This window comes from Maribacter stanieri (assembly GCF_900112245.1).
In the GTDB taxonomy this organism is placed as follows: Bacteria; Bacteroidota; Bacteroidia; order Flavobacteriales; family Flavobacteriaceae; genus Maribacter; species Maribacter stanieri.
In genome coordinates this window covers 1,691,215-1,709,000 of record NZ_FOYX01000001.1, presented here as the reverse complement: position 1 = coordinate 1,709,000, position 17,786 = coordinate 1,691,215, and the positions used below count along the sequence as shown (strand labels likewise).

The window sequence follows — 17,786 nt, the reverse complement described above, 5'->3', positions numbered from 1 at the left end:
TTTTCCGTTTTTCCCTCGCACGCAGCTTAGGACATGTAGTCTAGCCCATAAATGAGCTAGACAATTAATTACACCTTAATCTCTACTTCTACACCACTTGGAAGCTCTAGCTTCATAAGTGCATCAATAGTTTTAGATGAAGAGCTATAGATATCCAATAATCTCTTATAAGAACTTAATTGGAACTGCTCTCTTGATTTTTTATTCACGTGAGGTGAACGCAAAACTGTAAATATCTTTTTATGCGTAGGTAAAGGAATTGGTCCTGTTACAACAGCACCGGTAGTCTTTACCGTTTTTACAATCTTTTCAGCAGATTTATCCACTAAATTGTGATCGTAAGATTTTAGTTTTATTCTAATTTTCTGACTCATGTCCTAAATTTATGCTGTTATACCTTTTGCTGCCTTAATAACTTCTTCTGAAATATTAGAAGGAGTTTCTGCATAGTGTGAAAATTCCATTGTTGAAGTAGCACGTCCTGAAGATAAAGTTCTAAGAGATGTTACATATCCGAACATTTCAGATAATGGAACAGTACCTTTAACAACTTTGGCACCAGCTCTATCACTCATATCACCAATAGTACCTCTACGTCTATTTAAATCTCCCACGATATCACCCATGTTTTCTTCTGGGGTGATAACTTCCAATTTCATAATCGGCTCCATGATAACGGCACCAGCAGCCTTACCAGCAGCTTTATACCCCATTTTTGCAGCTAATTCGAAAGAAAGTGCATCAGAATCCACAGCGTGGAAAGATCCATCCTTAAGTACAACTTTCATTGTATCCATTTCATATCCAGCCAAAGGTCCGTTTTGCATAGCAACATTGAAACCTTTTTCTACAGATGGAATGAATTCCTTTGGTATACGACCACCTTTTATCTCATCAACAAACTGAAGACCTTCTCCTTTGAAATCCTCATCAGCAGGACCCATCTCAAATACAATATCACCAAATTTACCACGACCACCAGATTGCTTTTTATAAGTTTCTCTGTGAGATGCCGTTTTAGTTAATGCTTCTTTGTATTCTACTTGTGGTTCACCTTGGTTTACTTCAACCTTGAACTCTCTTCTTAAACGGTCAACAATAATATCTAAGTGAAGCTCACCCATACCAGATATAATTGTTTGCCCTGAAGCTTCATCAGTTTTCACCTGGAAAGTTGGATCCTCTTCAGCCAATTTAGCCAAAGCCATACCTAACTTATCAACGTCTGCCTTAGTTTTAGGCTCAACAGCAATACCAATAACTGGCTCAGGGAAATCCATGCTCTCCAATACAATTGGATGCTTTTCATCAGACATGGTATCACCAGTCTTAATATCCTTGAAACCTACAGCCGCACCAATATCACCCGCTTCGATATAATCAATAGCATTTTGTTTATTAGAGTGCATTTGATAAATACGTGAAATACGTTCTTTTTTACCTGAACGGTTATTCAATATATAAGAACCAGCATCTAAACGACCAGAGTATGTTCTAAAAAATGCCAATCTTCCAACAAAAGGATCAGTAGCAATTTTAAAAGCCAAAGCCGCAAAAGGCTCTTTTACACTAGGCTTACGTTTTTCAACCTCACCTGTATCAGGGTTAGTTCCCTCAATCGCCTCTTTATCTACAGGCGAAGGTAAATATCTACATACAGCATCCAATAAAAACTGAACACCCTTATTCTTAAATGAAGAACCACATATCATTGGAATGATTGCACGATCCATAACAGCAGCTCTTAAAGCAGCATGCACTTCATCTTCAGTGATAGAATCTTCATCTTCGAAGAATTTCTCCATCAACTCCTCATCATATTCTGCAACAGCTTCAATTAAGGCAGCTCTATACTCCTTAACTTCGGCTTTCATATCCTCAGGAATGTCAATTACATCAAAAGTAGCACCAAAACCTTCTTCGTGCCATGTAATTGCTCTGTTCTTAGCTAAATCAACTATACCTCTAAAATCAGCTTCGTCACCGATAGGAAGTACAATTGGAACTGCATTAGAACCCAACATTTCCTTAACTTGCTTACAAACCATAAGGAAGTTAGAACCTTGACGGTCCATCTTGTTCACAAAACCAATTCTTGGAACCTTATAGTTATCAGCCAATCTCCAGTTAGTTTCTGATTGAGGCTCAACACCATCAACCGCACTAAACAAGAAAACCAAACCATCCAAAACACGTAATGATCTATTTACCTCTACAGTAAAATCAACGTGCCCCGGTGTATCTATTATATTAAAGTGATAATCCTTAGTATTATCAAGCTCCTTTGCATTCTCTAAAGGAAACTTCCAAGTACAAGTAGTAGCAGCAGAAGTAATAGTAATACCTCTTTCCTGCTCTTGCTCCATCCAGTCCATAGTAGCAGCACCATCATGAACTTCACCTATTTTATGACTAACACCCGTATAAAAAAGAATACGCTCTGTTGTCGTAGTTTTACCAGCATCAATGTGCGCAGCAATACCTATATTTCTTGTAAATTTTAAATCTCTTGCCATTTCTATTTAGAATCTAAAGTGCGAAAATGCTTTGTTAGCCTCAGCCATCTTGTGCGTATCGACTCTCTTCTTAACAGCCGCTCCTTCTTCTTTTGCTGCTGCTAAAATTTCTCCAGCCAATTTTTGAGCCATCCCTTTCTCATTACGCTTTCTTGCATAACTAATCAACCACTTCATAGCTGTTGATATTTTTCTGTCCGGTCTGATCTGCATTGGAATTTGAAATGTTGCACCACCAACTCTTCTACTTCTAACTTCAACGTGAGGCATAACATTACTCAACGCATCCTTCCAAAGCTCTAAAGCTGTTTTTTCTTCATCAGTTTTTTTAGCATCTACGATATCTATTGCATCGTAAAAAACACCAAAAGCAACTGATTTTTTACCATCCCACATCATCATATTGACGAAACGTGTCACCAATTGATCATTAAATCTTGGATCTGGTAAAAGTGGTCTTTTCTTTGCCTGTCTTTTTCTCATTACTTCCTTTTAAACAAGTTTAATTAATTTTTAGGGCGTTTAGCACCATATTTAGATCTACGTTGTGTTCTACCGGCCACACCTGCTGTGTCCAATGCACCACGTACAATATGATACCTAACTCCTGGTAAATCTTTAACTCTTCCGCCTCTTACTAATACTATCGAGTGCTCTTGCAAATTGTGACCCTCTCCTGGAATGTAAGCATTCACTTCCTTACCATTTGTTAACCTAACCCTTGCTACTTTTCTCATAGCTGAATTTGGCTTCTTAGGTGTGGTAGTATAAACACGTGTACAAACACCCCTTCTTTGAGGACACGAATCCAAAGCAGCCGATTTACTCTTCTTAGTAATCGTCTCTCTTCCTATTCGTACTAATTGTGATATTGTTGGCATACTATAATGATATATAAAAAATTACCCCTACTTTAAGGGTCGGCAAATGTAGTAATATTTAAGTAAAATTCAAACCAAGTTACATTTATTTTCATTTTTTTTTAATTCTCCTCGTTTTACCGTAAAAATCATACTTGTTAAAACATCATTAACGATTTGTAAAATCAACAAATCCCCATACGTTTTTTGAGTTGAATTAAATGCAGGTTTTTTAGACAAATATTGAAGAATTATGAATATGACAAAAAAAACGGTGTTGAATTATATAACTTTAAATATGGATCGTGTTTAATCTGTAACTTCCAATTTTATCACGAGTTCTTAAAATTTTATTAAAATTATCTTGCATTATTAACACATTATTGTGAAGTTTGTCGCTAGCTAATTCAAATAATTTAAAAATGAGAACAAAACTAAATGGATTGTTAACGCTACTTTTAGCGTTAGTTGTGCATATTTCTTTTGCACAGCAAAAAACAGTATCCGGTACGGTTACTGATCAGGGAGGGCTTCCTTTGCCCGGGGTTAACATTGTAGTTGAAGGTACCACTACAGGTACTCAAACAGATTTTGATGGTAACTATTCCATTATGGCCGCACAAGGCGAAACATTATTATTTACTTACATCGGTCAGAAAGCCGTAAGAAAATCGGTCGGTGCCGGTAGTACGGTAAGTGTGCAAATGGAAGAAGATGCACAAGCACTGGAAGAAGTGGTTGTAACCGCTCAAGGTATTAAGCGTGAGAAGAAAGCTTTAGGTTTCGCAGTATCATCTGTAGACGAAAAAGATTTAGAATCTCGTTCAGAAGGTGATGTTGCCCGTGTATTATCTGGTAAAGCCTCTGGTGTTCAGATTACTGCCGCTGGTGGTATGTCTGGTTCTGCAACTAACGTTGTTGTTAGGGGTTTAAGTTCCTTTAGTGGAAGTAACCAAGCTCTTTTCGTTGTTGATGGTGTACCATTTAGTAGTGATACTAATGCACAAGACACAAACGGTAGCGGTTCTAACTTCTTAACAGGTAATACTGGTTCTTCTAGATTTTTAGATTTAGATCCAAACAACATTGCAAAAATTGAAGTATTAAAAGGTCTTGCAGCAGCAACTCTTTATGGTTCTCAAGGTAAAAACGGTGTTATTCTTATTACTACAAAAGCAGGTTCTGCTGTTGGTGGAAAGAAAAAAACAGAAATAACTGTTAATCAATCTTACTTCGTTAATGAATTTGCTTCATTACCAGATTATCAAGATGAATATGGTAATGGTTTTGACCAAGCCTTTGGCTGGTTCTTTAGTAACTGGGGTCCTAGCTTTGAAGAAAGCGGTCTTTCCGGTTGGGGAAGACAAGCCTCTATTGATGCAAATGGTACTCTAGAACATCCTTATAGCACTACAGCAGTAGCAGCTACAAGAGAAGCATTTCCTGAATTTCAAGGTGCAAGATATGACTGGAAACCTTACAACTCAGTTGAGAATTATTTCAAACCAGGTTCAGTAAGTTCTACTTCTGTTAACATAAACGGTGCTTCTGAAGATGGTAACACTACTTTCAATGCTAACTTCGGTTATTTAGATGACGAATCTTTTATTCCAGGAAACGGTTTAACAAGAGCTAACGTATCTATAGGTGGTAGATCTAAATTATCAAATAGATTTACGGTATCTGGAGCAATGAACTACTCTAGAACTGATTATAGCTCACCTCCAATTGCAGCTAGTGAAGGTAACGGTACTACTGGACTTTCAATTTTCGGTAACATCTACTTTACACCAAGAAGTGTTGATTTATTAGGTTTACCTTACCAGAATCCAATTGACGGTTCTAGTGTTTACTATAGAAATGGTAACGATATAATAAACCCTCGTTGGACTGCAAACAATGCTAAGTACTCTCAATTGACTACTCGTGTATTTTGGAATGCAGCAATGCAATATGACATTAACGACAATCTTAATGTTACTTATAGAGCTGGTTTAGATTACTACAATGAAAGAAACGAACAATACTCTAACAAGGGTGGTGTAGAATTTACAAGTGCCATATTCGGTTTCTTAAATACATATGATAACAATAATACTATCTGGGATCACTATTTAGCCTTAAATGGTAATTATGATTTATCAGAGAAATTAGGTATGACATTTAACGTAGGTGCAACTTCTAGATCTACATCATTTGATCAGCAAGGTGTTGCTAGTACAGGTCAGATTGTATTTGATATACAAAGACACTTTAACTATGCTAACCAATCTCCAATTCAATATTCTGAGACAAGAAACATTGCAGGTCTATTAGGTCAAGTTACTTTAGATTATGACAACATGTTATTCTTAACTGCATCTACTAGAACGGATTGGGTTTCTAACCTTATTACAGAGAACAATAGCCAAACTTACCCAAGTGCAAGTGCATCTTTCTTGCCAACTGCTGCTTGGCCTGGACTTAAATCTCAAAATGGACTTAACTTCTTAAAGTTAAGAGCTGGCTTAGGACAATCTGCAACATTCCCAACAGCTTACCCAACGGTAAGTGTTATTGAGCAGAATACACAGGTTTTTGGTGATGATGGTGGTGTAACAACAAATCAAGTTGCCGGATTTAAAGCAAATCCAGATTTAAAGCCAGAATTACTTTCTGAATTTGAAGTTGGTTTCGAATCTAAATTCATAGACAATAGAGTTTCTTTAGATTTCACTTATTTTGATAGAACTACAAAAGATCTTATCGTAAGAGAGCCTCTTTCTCCTTCAACTGGTTTTACTTTCACACAAAGTAATGTTGGTAAAATAGAAGGTGATGGTATTGAAATTGATTTAGGAATTGACTGGTTTAGAAGCGATTCTTCAAGTGGATTTAACTGGAATTCAAGAGCAAACTTTACTAAAAACAAATTTACTGTAACAGAGCAAGAACAAGATATCATTATATATGCTGGTAGTTCTACATTATCTGTTGGTGGTAATGCCGCTATAAAAGGTGAGCAATTAGGTGTAATTGTAGGTGATGCAATTGCAAGAGATGCTGATGGAAATTTCTTAGTTGATGATGGTGGTGATTATGTTACTACAGAAGTTGACGCTAATGGTAATGTTCCAATTATTGGTAATCCAAACCCTGACTTTGTAATGAACGTAATTAACTCTTTTTCTTATAAAAATTGGAATTTAGGTTTTCAGATCAGTCATATAAAAGGTGGTGATATTGTTTCTAACACTATTGGTACTTTGTTAGGTAGAGGTTTAATTACCGAAACTTTAGATAGAGAGAATACATATATTCTTCCAGGAGTTTCTCAAAGTACTGGTGAAGTAAACAATAAGCAGATCAACAACTCTACTTACTACTTCAACAATATTTTATTCGGACCAACAGAATTGAAAGTTTATGATGCTTCTGTAGTTCGTTTACAAGAACTTTCTTTAGGCTATACTTTCCCTGCTAAGTCATTAGAAAGAACTCCTTTTGGATCTTTGACAATTACTGCTCAAGGTTTCAACTTGTGGTATGATGCTTACAATACACCAAAAGGTGCGAACTTTGACCCTAACATTCAAGGTGCTGGTGTTGGTAACTCTCAAGGTTTTGACTTTTTAAATGGTCCTAGTTCTAGAAGATATGGACTTAGTATTAAAGCAACCTTTTAAAAATTGCTAATCTTAATTAATAGAAATATTATGAAAAAAATAATTAAATATATAACCGTTGTTTTTACCGCAGGAGTGCTATTAAACTCTTGTGAAACAACAGACCTAGATCTTAGGACTAGCCCTAATGATTTGGCAGCAGATCAAGCAGATCCAAATTTGCTATTAAATTCTATTCAGTTAGCTTATGTAGCCAACATGTACGAAATAAATGATATTGGTTCTGAGTTAACCAGAATTGACTACATGAACGGTCGTAACTACTTTAACACTTACCCAGGTGATACTTTTGATGACATTTGGGAACGTCTTTACAGTAGCACAGATGGAAATAACGATGTTTTCACTAACACTGTTGACTTAGGTATTTTTCCAAATGTTGAAAACCTAAAAACGATTGATGCTGAATCTGATACAGATTTCTCATTTCATATTGCTGTAGGTCAAACTTTAAAAGCACACATGCTTTTATTAGTTACCGATTATTTAGGGAAAGCTACTTTGAGTCAAGCAGGTAACCCTGCTGAGTTCCCTGCTCCTTTATTAGATGATGGTCAAGATGTTTACGCAGGTGCATTAGCATTGCTAACCGAAGCTGAAGCATTGTTTGCTGCTGATCCAGCATTACAAGGTGGTGTAGATTTTTTCTATGGTGGTGACACTGAAAACTGGATTAAATTAATCAATACAATAAGATTAAAAGCTGCTGTTACGACAGGGGACACAAGTACTTTTAACTCAATTATTGCAGGTGGCGATTACATTGCTGAAACAGCAGATGATTTTCAATGGCAATATGGCACAAGAGAATTACAACCAGATACGCGTCACCCAGATTACAACGACGATTATACTAGTAGTGGTGCTAATTTATATCAGAACAACTGGTTAATGAATAACATGTTAGTGAAGAATGACCCTAGAATTAGATACTATTTCTATCGTCAAGAAAGTGAAACACCAGGTGCGCAAGACGTACCGCCAAATGAGGAATTACTAGCATGTTCACTAGCAATACCACCAGCTCATTATGAAGGATTTGTTTACTGTTCAGTAGATAATGGATACTGGGGTAGATCTCACGGTAATAATGAAGGAGGCCCACCAGATGGTTTCCAAAAAACTGCAGCTGGTGTATATCCTGCCGGAGGTAGATTCGATGATAGTAGTTTTGATGTTGTTGGTCTTGGCCTTGGTGGCGGAGGCGGTGGTATCGAGCCAATCATCTTAGCATCTTATGTAGATTTTTGGCAAGCGGAAGTAGCAACTTCAGCAGCAGTAAAAGCAACATTTTTAGAAGCTGGTATGACAAAGTCGATTGCTAAAGTTCAAAGTTTTGGTTCTTTAGATTCTGGGGCAGATTTATCTGTAGCTCCTTCAGATGAAGATGTAACGACCTATATAGAAGGTATTGTTGCTGATTTTGAAGCTGCTTCTGGTGATGATCAAACAAACATTTTGTCTGAACAATACTGGATCGCACTTTACGGTGGTGGTGTTGAAGCTTACAACTATTACAGAAGAACAGGCTTTCCAACAACTTTAGCTCCTAACTGGGAACTAAACCCAGGTTCTTTTCCAAGATCATTTTTGTATCCTCAAACAGAGGTTATTACCAACTCAAATGTTTCGCAGAAATCTGATTTATCAACTCAAGTATTTTGGGATACTAATCCAGCCGGACCAGCTTTCCCATCTGCTAACTAAAAATTAAGAAAATGAAAATAAACAATAAAATACTAGGCGCTATAATCGGTGTTTCTTCTCTACTAATAACATCATGTGATGACGATGGTGGTAAGGTTATTGATGAAGTATTTGCTGAAACTACTAGAGGTGCTGTTTTAAGAACAATTGAATCAGGCGGTATTTTAGATCGTTTCGATACTTCTACTACTTTTGGTTTTACTTTTGAAGAGCAAGACTATGAAGATGGCGATTTATTAGAAAAAGTTGATTTATATATTAGCTTTGATGATAACACAGAAGCTAACGGTGATTCTACAGTTGATGAAATTCTAATTGAGACTTTCTTGCCTGCTGATTTTACTGATGGTGAATTTGGATTGCCTAGAGCGAGCTATGAAACAACTTTAGCTAATGCTTTATCTCAATTAGGACTAATTGAAGGTGATTTTGATGGTGGTGACGCTATTCAATTTCGTTTAATATTAACTTTAACAGACGGTAGAACTTTTACCAATGATGATAGTACAGGTACTATTACAGGTTCTTTCTTTAACGCACCTTACTTCTATAATCCAATTATAAAATGTATTCCTCCTGCACCAGTTGCCGGTGAATATACTATTACATTGGAAGATAGCTATGGTGACGGATGGAATGGCGCATCTATTGATGTTGTTATAGATGGTGTAGAAAGTTCTTACACACTTGCAAGTGGTGCTTCTGGAACAGAAACATTTACCGTGCCTGAAGGAACTGCTGAATTTACATTAGCATTCTCTTCTGGTGATTGGGATAGTGAAGTTACATATGAAATTGAAGCTCCAACTGGAGAACTAGCTCTTTCAGACGGACCAAGTCCAACTGTTGGTATTCAAACATTGAATATCTGTGGTGGATAGGCTAAGTAATATTTAATTTTATTTAATAGCTGCCCTCTTAACTTAGGGCAGCTATTTTGTTTAAACTAATTTTTAACCCCCCGCGATATGCTACATCTTTTCAACATAAATGGAGATTCAAGATTGATAATTGTAATAATACTTGTATCAATTACCCTATCATGTTCTAATCAAAAAAAAGATTCTTCAGAACAAATAGCATATAATCAAACTACAAATACCAAAATCTTCGAAAGCATTTCAAGCGAAATTAGTAACATCACATTCAGTAATAATCTAAAAGAAAATGTAGAAACCTATGACAATGTTTTCAATTTTGACTACTTCTACAACGGTGCCGGAGTTGGTATTGAAGACATTAATAATGATGGACTACTTGATATTATCTTTTCAGGAAACCAAGTTGAAAATAAATTATATTTAAACAAAGGTGATTTTAAATTTGAAGATATTTCTAAATCCTCAGGTATTAATACTGGAAAAAAATGGAGTAATGGTGTAACCTTCGTTGATATTAATAATGACGGTTGGCAAGACATCTACATCTCTCAAGGCGGACCTAATAATAGAAGTAACAGAAACAATCTTCTATTCATCAATAATAAAGATTTAACTTTTACAGAAAAAGCACAAGAATTAGGATTAGATGATCCAGGTATATCCACACAATCCGCTTTTTTTGATTATGACAAAGACGGCGATTTAGATTGTGTTGTAATGAATGAAAATGAATTATACGGTTTAGACCCCATTTCACTTCTTAAAACGGTAAACACAACAGAAGATACCAAGTATTTTAATACTAGTCACTTCTATAAGAACGTTGACGGTAAATTTATAGATGCTACAAAAGAAGTCGGCTTAGAAAATCCGGTTTTTGGTTTAGGTTTATGCGTCTCTGACATCAACTCAGATGGGTACTTAGACATCTATATCTCTAGTGATTATTATTTACCAGATGCCATTTATTTAAACGACCAGAACGGTAGTTTTATTAACTCAGTAAAAGATTTAACACAACAGGTTTCATTTTACGGTATGGGTTTAGATATTGCTGATATCAACAATGACCAATTACAAGATATATTTGTTTTAGACATGGCTTCTAACGACAATTTTAGAGCGAAAACATTAATGGCTTCCATGAGCACAGATAAGTTTAATTATTTAACAAAAACAGCGGGTTTTCAATATCAATACATGTTTAACTCGCTACAACTTAACTTAGGCAACAACCACTACTCTAACATTTCTCAATTAACCTCAATGGCAAGTTCTGATTGGAGCTGGTCAGTATTATTATCCGATTATAACAATGATGGATTAAAGGACGTATTCATCACTAACGGTTATCGTAAATATGCTTTGGACAATGATTTTCAAAATAAAGTATATAAAACTAAAATAAAATATAAAGGCAATATTCCGAATAACATAAAACAGCAACTATATGATGAAATGCCTTCTGAAAGTCTTAGTAACCTCATGTATAAAAATGAAGGAAATCTAAATTTTAAGGAAGTAGGTAGCAACTGGGGTTTAGATGATCTTACCTTTAGCAATGGTGCCGCGCAAGGAGATTTTGATAATGACGGAGATCTTGATTTAATAATTAACAATATTGACCAAGAAGCAATTCTTTACAAGAACAAAACTGTAGAAAACAATTTAGGGAATTTCCTAAAAGTAACCGCACAAGGGAATACTTCAGAATCATTTGCGAAGATTACGATATCCCATGATAATAAAACACAATACGAAGAAATTAAAAGAGTAAGAGGCTATATGTCATCTCAAGCAAACTCTGCACATTTTGGCGTTGGAAATTCAACTTTGATTGACACAGTAAAAATTCAATGGCCTAGCGGTAAAGTTTCATATAAATACAATGCTAAAGCCAACTCTTCTATAATATTCAAAGAACAGGATGCCACAATAAATGAGCATTCATCTTTAATAGCAACTAATTCTTATTTTAAATCTGAAACACCAAAAGCGTACAGTATTAATTTCACCCATCAAGAAACATTGTATGATGATTTTGAACAAGAAATTCTATTACCCTACAAACAATCTAATACAGGGCCATTTATGGCTAAAGGTGATATTAATGGGGACGGAAGAGAAGATCTATATATAGGTGGAGGGTCAGGCCAATCAGGTACTCTATACCTGCAAACGCAGAAAGGCTTTATAAACCAAACACCTAATTCATTTAAACAGGATAAAGATAAAGAGGATGCCGAATCTGTATTTTTTGATTTTGACAATGATGGCGACTTAGACCTTTATGTAGTCAGTGGTGGTAATGAGTATGGAGAAAGTTCTTCGTACTATGCAGATAGATTGTATTTAAATGATGGCAAGGGCGAGTTTACGAAACTAGATACTCCCGTTTTACAATCATATCCAAAGAGCGGAAAATCTGTAACCATAATTGATTTTGATAAAGATGGGGATAATGACGTTTTAGTAGGAAATAGAATAATACCACATAATTACCCAAAACATAGTGCATCAATTCTTTATGAGAATGACAATGGTATATTAAAAAATGTCTCAGAAAGTATCGCTCCAGATCTTGAAAATTTTGGATTGATCAACAGTATCATTACAACAGATTTTAATAATGATGGATGGCAAGATTTCATCGCTGTTGGCGAATGGACACCTATAGGTCTATTTCAAAATCATAACGGAAAGTTTCAACTTGTAGCAACCGAGAATACCGACCTAAATAGCAAAGGCTGGTGGTTTAAAATAAAAGAGACCGATATAAATAATGATGGTAAAAAAGATTATTTGATAGGAAATGTAGGTAGAAATATAAAATTTAAAGCAACCGATGAAAGCCCGTTTAAAATATTTGCAAATGATTTTGATAACAACGGAATCAATGATGTTGTTCTTAGTAAGAAATATCATGAAACTTACGTACCGGTTAGAGGCAGAGAATGCTCTTCACAGCAAATGCCCTTTATAAAAGATAAATTCTCTACTTATAATGATTTTGCCAATGCCACTATGGAAGACATTTATGGAGAAAAATTAAAAGAATCATATTCTAAAGAAGCTAATGAGTTTAATTCCATACTTCTTTTAAATAAAGGCGATAACAATTTCGAAAAAATCACTTTACCAAATGAATGCCAATTATTTCCAACTTTGGCCATAACATTGTTTGACTTGAACAATGATGGATTCGAAGATTGTGTAATATCTGGCAACATTTATGAGACAGAGGTAGAAACACCCAGATTAGATGCTATTTCTGGTCTAGCATTAATTTCTAATGGAAAAGATGGATACACTCCTGCAACAATGGGAAAAACAGGACTTTATTTAAGAGGAAATGTAAAAAGTATGGAATCAATAAAATTCAATGACCAAACAATACTTGTTGCTGGTTTTAACAATGATAAATTAAGAACATTCGAATTAACAAAAAATTAAACATCCTGAAGATAAGAGGTTTAAAAAAAATATTTAAATTATACCTCTTAAACAACCACACCATGAAAAAAATATTAATGTTTGCTATTACAGCTATAGCTAGCACCACATTACAAGCTCAATACTCTGGTCAAGTACCAACAAACTTAGGTGGTGCAAGTCAAAATGCAGCAGCTGGGGCCGTTATCTCTAATTTCTTAGGTCCGGTAAATGAAGCTTATCAAAAAAGACGTGAAATAGATTTAGATAAATTTCAAGGTTCACCTTATACGTCTAATACTTTTGCCCCTACAGTCTTAAAATACAATGATGAAGTAGTTGGATCAATATATTATAGATACAATGCGCTAAACGAAGAAATTGAAATTAAAAAAACTGCCTCTGAAGAGGAAGCATATCAAGCATTGGTAAAAGACAAGGAAATTAGTTTACTAATTAATTCCAAGCCATTGAGTTTTAAAACTTTTGTAACGGACAAGAAAGCAACAATAAATGGTTACTTATCTCTTATTGAAAAAGGAAGTCAGTATGATTTATACGAAAGAACTCTTGTCAAATTTACCGAAGGTCAGCCTGCTCAAAATTCTTTTGTAGCAGCCGTTCCAAGTAGATTTACAAAATTTACAGAATTTTACTTTCAAAAAACTGGAGTCAATAGAATTGACCAAATTCCTCAGAAAAACAACAAACTATTAAAGCTAGTTGATGACTCTAAAAAAGAAGAGCTGAAAATCTTCTTAAAAGAGAATAACCTGAACATTAAATCTAAACAAGATTTAATAAAGGTTTTTGAGTATTTAAACAGTTAATATATTTTACCATTAAGATTTACAACCGCCCAACAATTGTTGGGCGGTTTTTTTATACCTTTGCCCCATGCAAAAAACCACTCAGATTTATGGCTTAAGAGCCATTATAGAAGCTGTCAATTCAAATGAAGAGATAGACAAGGTATTTCTACAAAAAGGTCTTAAAGGAGACCTTATGAAAGAATTGGAAAGTTTATTGCGTCGTAACGAAATCAATATGGTCTATGTACCAATTGAAAAGTTAAACAGATTAACCAAAAGTAATCACCAAGGGGCAGTTGCAAATATCTCCCCTATTGCATTTCATACACTAGAAGATTTAGTAGAAAAGGCTAACGAAAAAGAAGGCCCTTCATTATTTTTACTGTTAGACCAACTATCGGATGTACGTAATTTTGGCGCCATCATTAGAACTGCTGAATGCACTGGAGTTGATGGAATCATTGTACAGAAAAAAGGTGCAGCCCCCGTTACTGCAGATACCATTAAGACATCAGCTGGTGCAGCATATAAAGTTCCTATCGCAAAAGTTGATCATTTAAAAGATGCCGTTTTCTATTTACAGGCATCAGGCATTAAAATCGTATCAGCTACTGAAAAAACAGATGATTCTGTTTATGATATACCTTTTACAGATTCTATAGCTATTGTTATGGGAGCTGAAGATCGCGGTATTACACCATCAATTTTAAAGGCTTCGGACTATAGAGCTAAGTTACCGTTACTTGGCGAAATAGAATCTTTGAATGTATCTGTTGCTTGTGCAGTATTTTTATATGAAGCTGTTCGTCAACGTATGTAATATAACCTATTGCTGATCGCTTTTACGATTCTCTTTGTAGATATAGTTTATTGATAATTCATCATCTTCAATTAACTTTTCTTCACTTGGTAATTCTCTGAAGTTTCCATTTTCATCGAAGTGCTTTAAAAAGAGGTCGTCTTCTTCTTTAAAGTCCTCTTTTTCCCATTCATACTTTTTAGTTGGTGGAATACTAGCCTTAATAACCTTCGCTAAAAATAGACCCGTTAGAAACCCGGCCAAATGTCCTTCCCAAGACATACCGTCTTTCACAGGAAATATATACCAGAGCATGCTTCCATAAATAAATACAACAATTAATGAAAGTGCTACTAGTCTAAAATAAGAACTAAAAATTCCTTTGAAAAAAATAAAACTTGCAAGAACATATATAAATCCACTTGCTCCAATATGGTAAGATGTTCTACCAATTAGCCAAGTTATTAAGCCTGACAACAAAATACCATACACCAATACTTTCCAAGCAACATCCCTATAAAAATACCATAATGCCGAAAGTAGAATACCCAAGGGAATTGTATTGTTATATAAATGCTCAAGAGAGCCATGAATAAACGGACTCAATACTACACCGCGAAGACCTAAAAGAGTTCTAGGCTTCACTCCCATTTCATTAAAATTAACTCCAATAACAAGTTCTACCCAGTAAACGACCCATATGAGAATCATGGCCATTAGAGGAATACCCAATATTTTATTAGAAAACTTAAAATGTCCCATTTCTGACATGAGCTTGTTTTGGTATTGGAATTACAATTATACTACCAACGTTTACAAATTGGTCATATTGTCATTCAAATCCTTACTTAACAATCAATTGGCACATTACTTTTATTTTCTCTTTTAAGATTATCATACTTTTGTACTATGAACGAACCTTTAGCAGAACGCGTACGCCCAAAAACATTAGATGAATACATTAGTCAAAACCATTTAGTTGGTGAAAAAGGTTCTCTTACGCACCAAATTAAAAGAGGAATCATTCCTTCGCTAATACTTTGGGGACCTCCTGGTACCGGCAAAACTACTTTAGCCAATATTATTGCGGAACAAAGTAAAAGACCCTTTTACATTTTAAGTGCAATTAATAGTGGTGTAAAGGACATTCGTGAAGTAATTGATAAGGCGAAGCAAGCAGGCGGATTGTTTACCGCAAAAAATCCTATTCTATTTATTGATGAGATACATAGGTTCAGTAAATCTCAACAAGACTCATTACTAGCAGCTGTAGAAAAAGGTTGGGTAACTTTAATTGGAGCTACTACAGAAAACCCAAGTTTTGAGGTAATACCAGCACTACTCTCTCGTTGCCAAGTATATGTATTAAATGCATTTGGAAAAGATGATTTAGAAAACCTTATTAAAAGGGCAATGGAGAAAGATTCATTGCTTAAATCTAAAAATATAAAGCTTGAAGAAACAGAAGCCTTGTTACGTTTATCTGGAGGTGATGGCAGAAAATTATTAAACATTTTTGAGCTAGTAGTTAATTCAGAAGCAAGTGACAACATTGTTATCACCAATGAATTGGTTTTATCAAAAGTTCAGAAAAATACAGTTCTTTATGATAAAACCGGTGAGCAGCATTATGATATTATATCGGCTTTTATAAAATCCATCAGAGGTAGTGACCCCAATGGTGCGGTGTATTGGTTGGCACGAATGATAGAAGGCGGTGAAGATGTTAAGTTCATAGCCCGTAGAATGCTCATTTCCGCTTCTGAAGATATAGGCTTAGCAAACCCTACCGCTTTGGTAATGGCAAACACAACCTTTCAAGCAGTAACAACTATTGGCTATCCGGAGGCACGTATAGTCCTTAGCCAGTGTGCCATTTACTTAGCAACCTCAGCAAAGAGCAATGCTAGTTATATGGCTATTGGAAAAGCACAACAAGCAGTTAAGCAAACAGGAAATTTAACTGTACCGCTTCCGCTAAGAAATGCACCCACAAAACTAATGAAAGACTTAGGTTATGGTCAAGAATATAAATATGCCCACGACTACCAGAACAATTTCGTAGACGCTGAATTTTTACCTGAAGAACTCACAGGTACAACATTTTACAAACCAGGTAATAATGCCCGTGAAAAAGCACTTAGCGATTTCTTAAAGAATAGATGGAAAGAGAAATATGATTTTTAGAATTTGATATTTAATTCTTCTTGAATTAATTTATCGTTTTCATAATATTCAAAAATCCAATTACCTTCTTTTTGGTACACCATACCATTCTTGGTATCGGTTTTTGCCATAAAAACATTGTCAGCTGAACTCTTTAGTAAGTTCATTCTAACTTTTGGCGTGCTGTCTACTAACTGAAAACCATTATCTGTAGCTTGTGCGTACCACATATCTTTAGCACTTGGTTTTTTAATCTCTAGACTTTTAAAAGCAGGCTTCTCAGCTTCTGTTTTTTTAATATTAGATTCAACAGGAGTATTGTCTTTGTAATATTGAGTTTTCTCTGTTTCTTTTGAAATAACCGTTGGCTCTTTTTGAGAACTCACCACTTCAGTAGTTTTTTCAATTTGAATTATTTTATCGGCTTTAGATGCATCTAGTTTTTTAACGTCATTTCTAAAATCAACGGTTATAGCTTCGTTCTTTTCACTTTTACCACTGTATGTATAGTTCATTCCATTAAACGAACGCATAGCTTCTCTAATGGCTTCGTTATACGCTTCTTTGTATTGCTTCTCTTTGCTTACACCCTGCATAGAACTAAATACAATTTCATCGTTACAATCAATTAAGTTAATAATTGTCTTGGTAGAAAACATGCTACTATCATCTTGTATATCTGCAGACAACCCTAAGCACCTATTAAATTTTAAATCCTCAGGTAAATTATCATCATAAACTGCATTAAAATCTTTTCCTGTAAATAGATACTTAACCAATGTACTTGTTTGGTATTCGTTCATATTTTTAAAGGCATCAAACTTTTTTGGTACAATGATATATTTATAATCATCTAAATTTGTTTGTGCAAAAGTGCTATAACCTATAAATGTGAATAGTAATGCGATAACTGTTTTCAAAACGACCTATATTTTAAATTCATGGTAA

At 35.0% G+C, this 17,786-nt stretch carries 13 protein-coding genes; 7 read left to right on the top strand and 6 right to left on the bottom strand.

What is annotated here, in order from left to right:
- Window positions 1-68: 68 nt before the first annotated feature.
- From rpsJ to rpsL, 4 genes are read right to left on the bottom strand one after another with little or no spacing between them, the layout of a single operon-like run.
- Window positions 69-374, bottom strand: coding sequence for a 30S ribosomal protein S10 (rpsJ, locus tag BM296_RS07280; protein WP_007094989.1), 306 nt, complete (start codon window positions 372-374; stop codon window positions 69-71).
- Between the two features lie 9 nt (window positions 375-383).
- Window positions 384-2,516 carry an elongation factor G gene (gene fusA, locus BM296_RS07275; RefSeq protein WP_027064830.1) on the bottom strand — a complete coding sequence of 711 codons (2,133 nt, stop codon included), beginning with the start codon at window positions 2,514-2,516 and terminating at the stop codon, window positions 384-386.
- Window positions 2,517-2,522: 6 nt separating this feature from the next.
- Window positions 2,523-2,999 carry a 30S ribosomal protein S7 gene (gene rpsG, locus BM296_RS07270; protein WP_027064831.1) on the bottom strand — a complete coding sequence of 159 codons (477 nt, stop codon included), beginning with the start codon at window positions 2,997-2,999 and terminating at the stop codon, window positions 2,523-2,525.
- A gap of 23 nt (window positions 3,000-3,022) precedes the next feature.
- Window positions 3,023-3,397 (bottom strand): 30S ribosomal protein S12, encoded by a 375-nt coding sequence (gene rpsL / locus BM296_RS07265; RefSeq protein ID WP_027064832.1) that lies wholly within the window; start codon window positions 3,395-3,397, stop codon window positions 3,023-3,025.
- A gap of 401 nt (window positions 3,398-3,798) precedes the next feature.
- On the opposite strand from rpsL, the gene BM296_RS07260 reads away from it, so the two are divergent.
- The 6 genes from BM296_RS07260 to rlmB all read left to right on the top strand — a co-directional run bounded on the left by BM296_RS07260 (window position 3,799) and on the right by rlmB (window position 14,693).
- Window positions 3,799-7,041 carry a SusC/RagA family TonB-linked outer membrane protein gene (locus BM296_RS07260; protein ID WP_091902480.1) on the top strand — a complete coding sequence of 1,081 codons (3,243 nt, stop codon included), beginning with the start codon at window positions 3,799-3,801 and terminating at the stop codon, window positions 7,039-7,041.
- 30 nt (window positions 7,042-7,071) lie between these two features.
- The gene (locus tag BM296_RS07255; protein WP_091902479.1) at window positions 7,072-8,748 is read left to right on the top strand and encodes a SusD/RagB family nutrient-binding outer membrane lipoprotein; all 1,677 of its coding nucleotides are present in this window, start codon (window positions 7,072-7,074) and stop codon (window positions 8,746-8,748) included.
- Window positions 8,749-8,759: 11 nt separating this feature from the next.
- Entirely contained in the window at window positions 8,760-9,629 is an 870-nt protein-coding gene (locus BM296_RS07250) for a hypothetical protein (RefSeq protein WP_091902478.1), read from the top strand.
- 87 nt (window positions 9,630-9,716) lie between these two features.
- Complete coding sequence (locus tag BM296_RS07245) at window positions 9,717-13,082, top strand: VCBS repeat-containing protein (RefSeq protein WP_091902477.1); 3,366 nt, start codon at window positions 9,717-9,719, stop codon at window positions 13,080-13,082.
- Between the two features lie 62 nt (window positions 13,083-13,144).
- Window positions 13,145-13,891 carry a hypothetical protein gene (locus tag BM296_RS07240; protein WP_091902476.1) on the top strand — a complete coding sequence of 249 codons (747 nt, stop codon included), beginning with the start codon at window positions 13,145-13,147 and terminating at the stop codon, window positions 13,889-13,891.
- Window positions 13,892-13,958: 67 nt separating this feature from the next.
- Window positions 13,959-14,693, top strand: coding sequence for a 23S rRNA (guanosine(2251)-2'-O)-methyltransferase RlmB (gene rlmB / locus BM296_RS07235; protein WP_091902475.1), 735 nt, complete (start codon window positions 13,959-13,961; stop codon window positions 14,691-14,693).
- Window positions 14,694-14,699: 6 nt separating this feature from the next.
- Here the strand turns inward: rlmB and BM296_RS07230 are convergent, their stop codons facing one another.
- On the bottom strand, window positions 14,700-15,443 hold the full coding sequence (locus tag BM296_RS07230; protein WP_091902474.1) for a rhomboid family intramembrane serine protease: 744 nt from the start codon (window positions 15,441-15,443) through the stop codon (window positions 14,700-14,702).
- Between the two features lie 138 nt (window positions 15,444-15,581).
- On the opposite strand from BM296_RS07230, the gene BM296_RS07225 reads away from it, so the two are divergent.
- A complete protein-coding gene (locus BM296_RS07225; RefSeq protein ID WP_027064839.1) occupies window positions 15,582-16,859 on the top strand; it encodes a replication-associated recombination protein A in 1,278 nt (425 codons plus the stop codon).
- Here BM296_RS07225 and BM296_RS07220 read toward each other — a convergent pair.
- The gene (locus BM296_RS07220) at window positions 16,856-17,758 is read right to left on the bottom strand and encodes a hypothetical protein (RefSeq protein WP_091902473.1); all 903 of its coding nucleotides are present in this window, start codon (window positions 17,756-17,758) and stop codon (window positions 16,856-16,858) included. The genes BM296_RS07225 and BM296_RS07220 overlap by 4 nt on opposite strands.
- Between the last annotated feature and the right edge of the window lie 28 nt (window positions 17,759-17,786).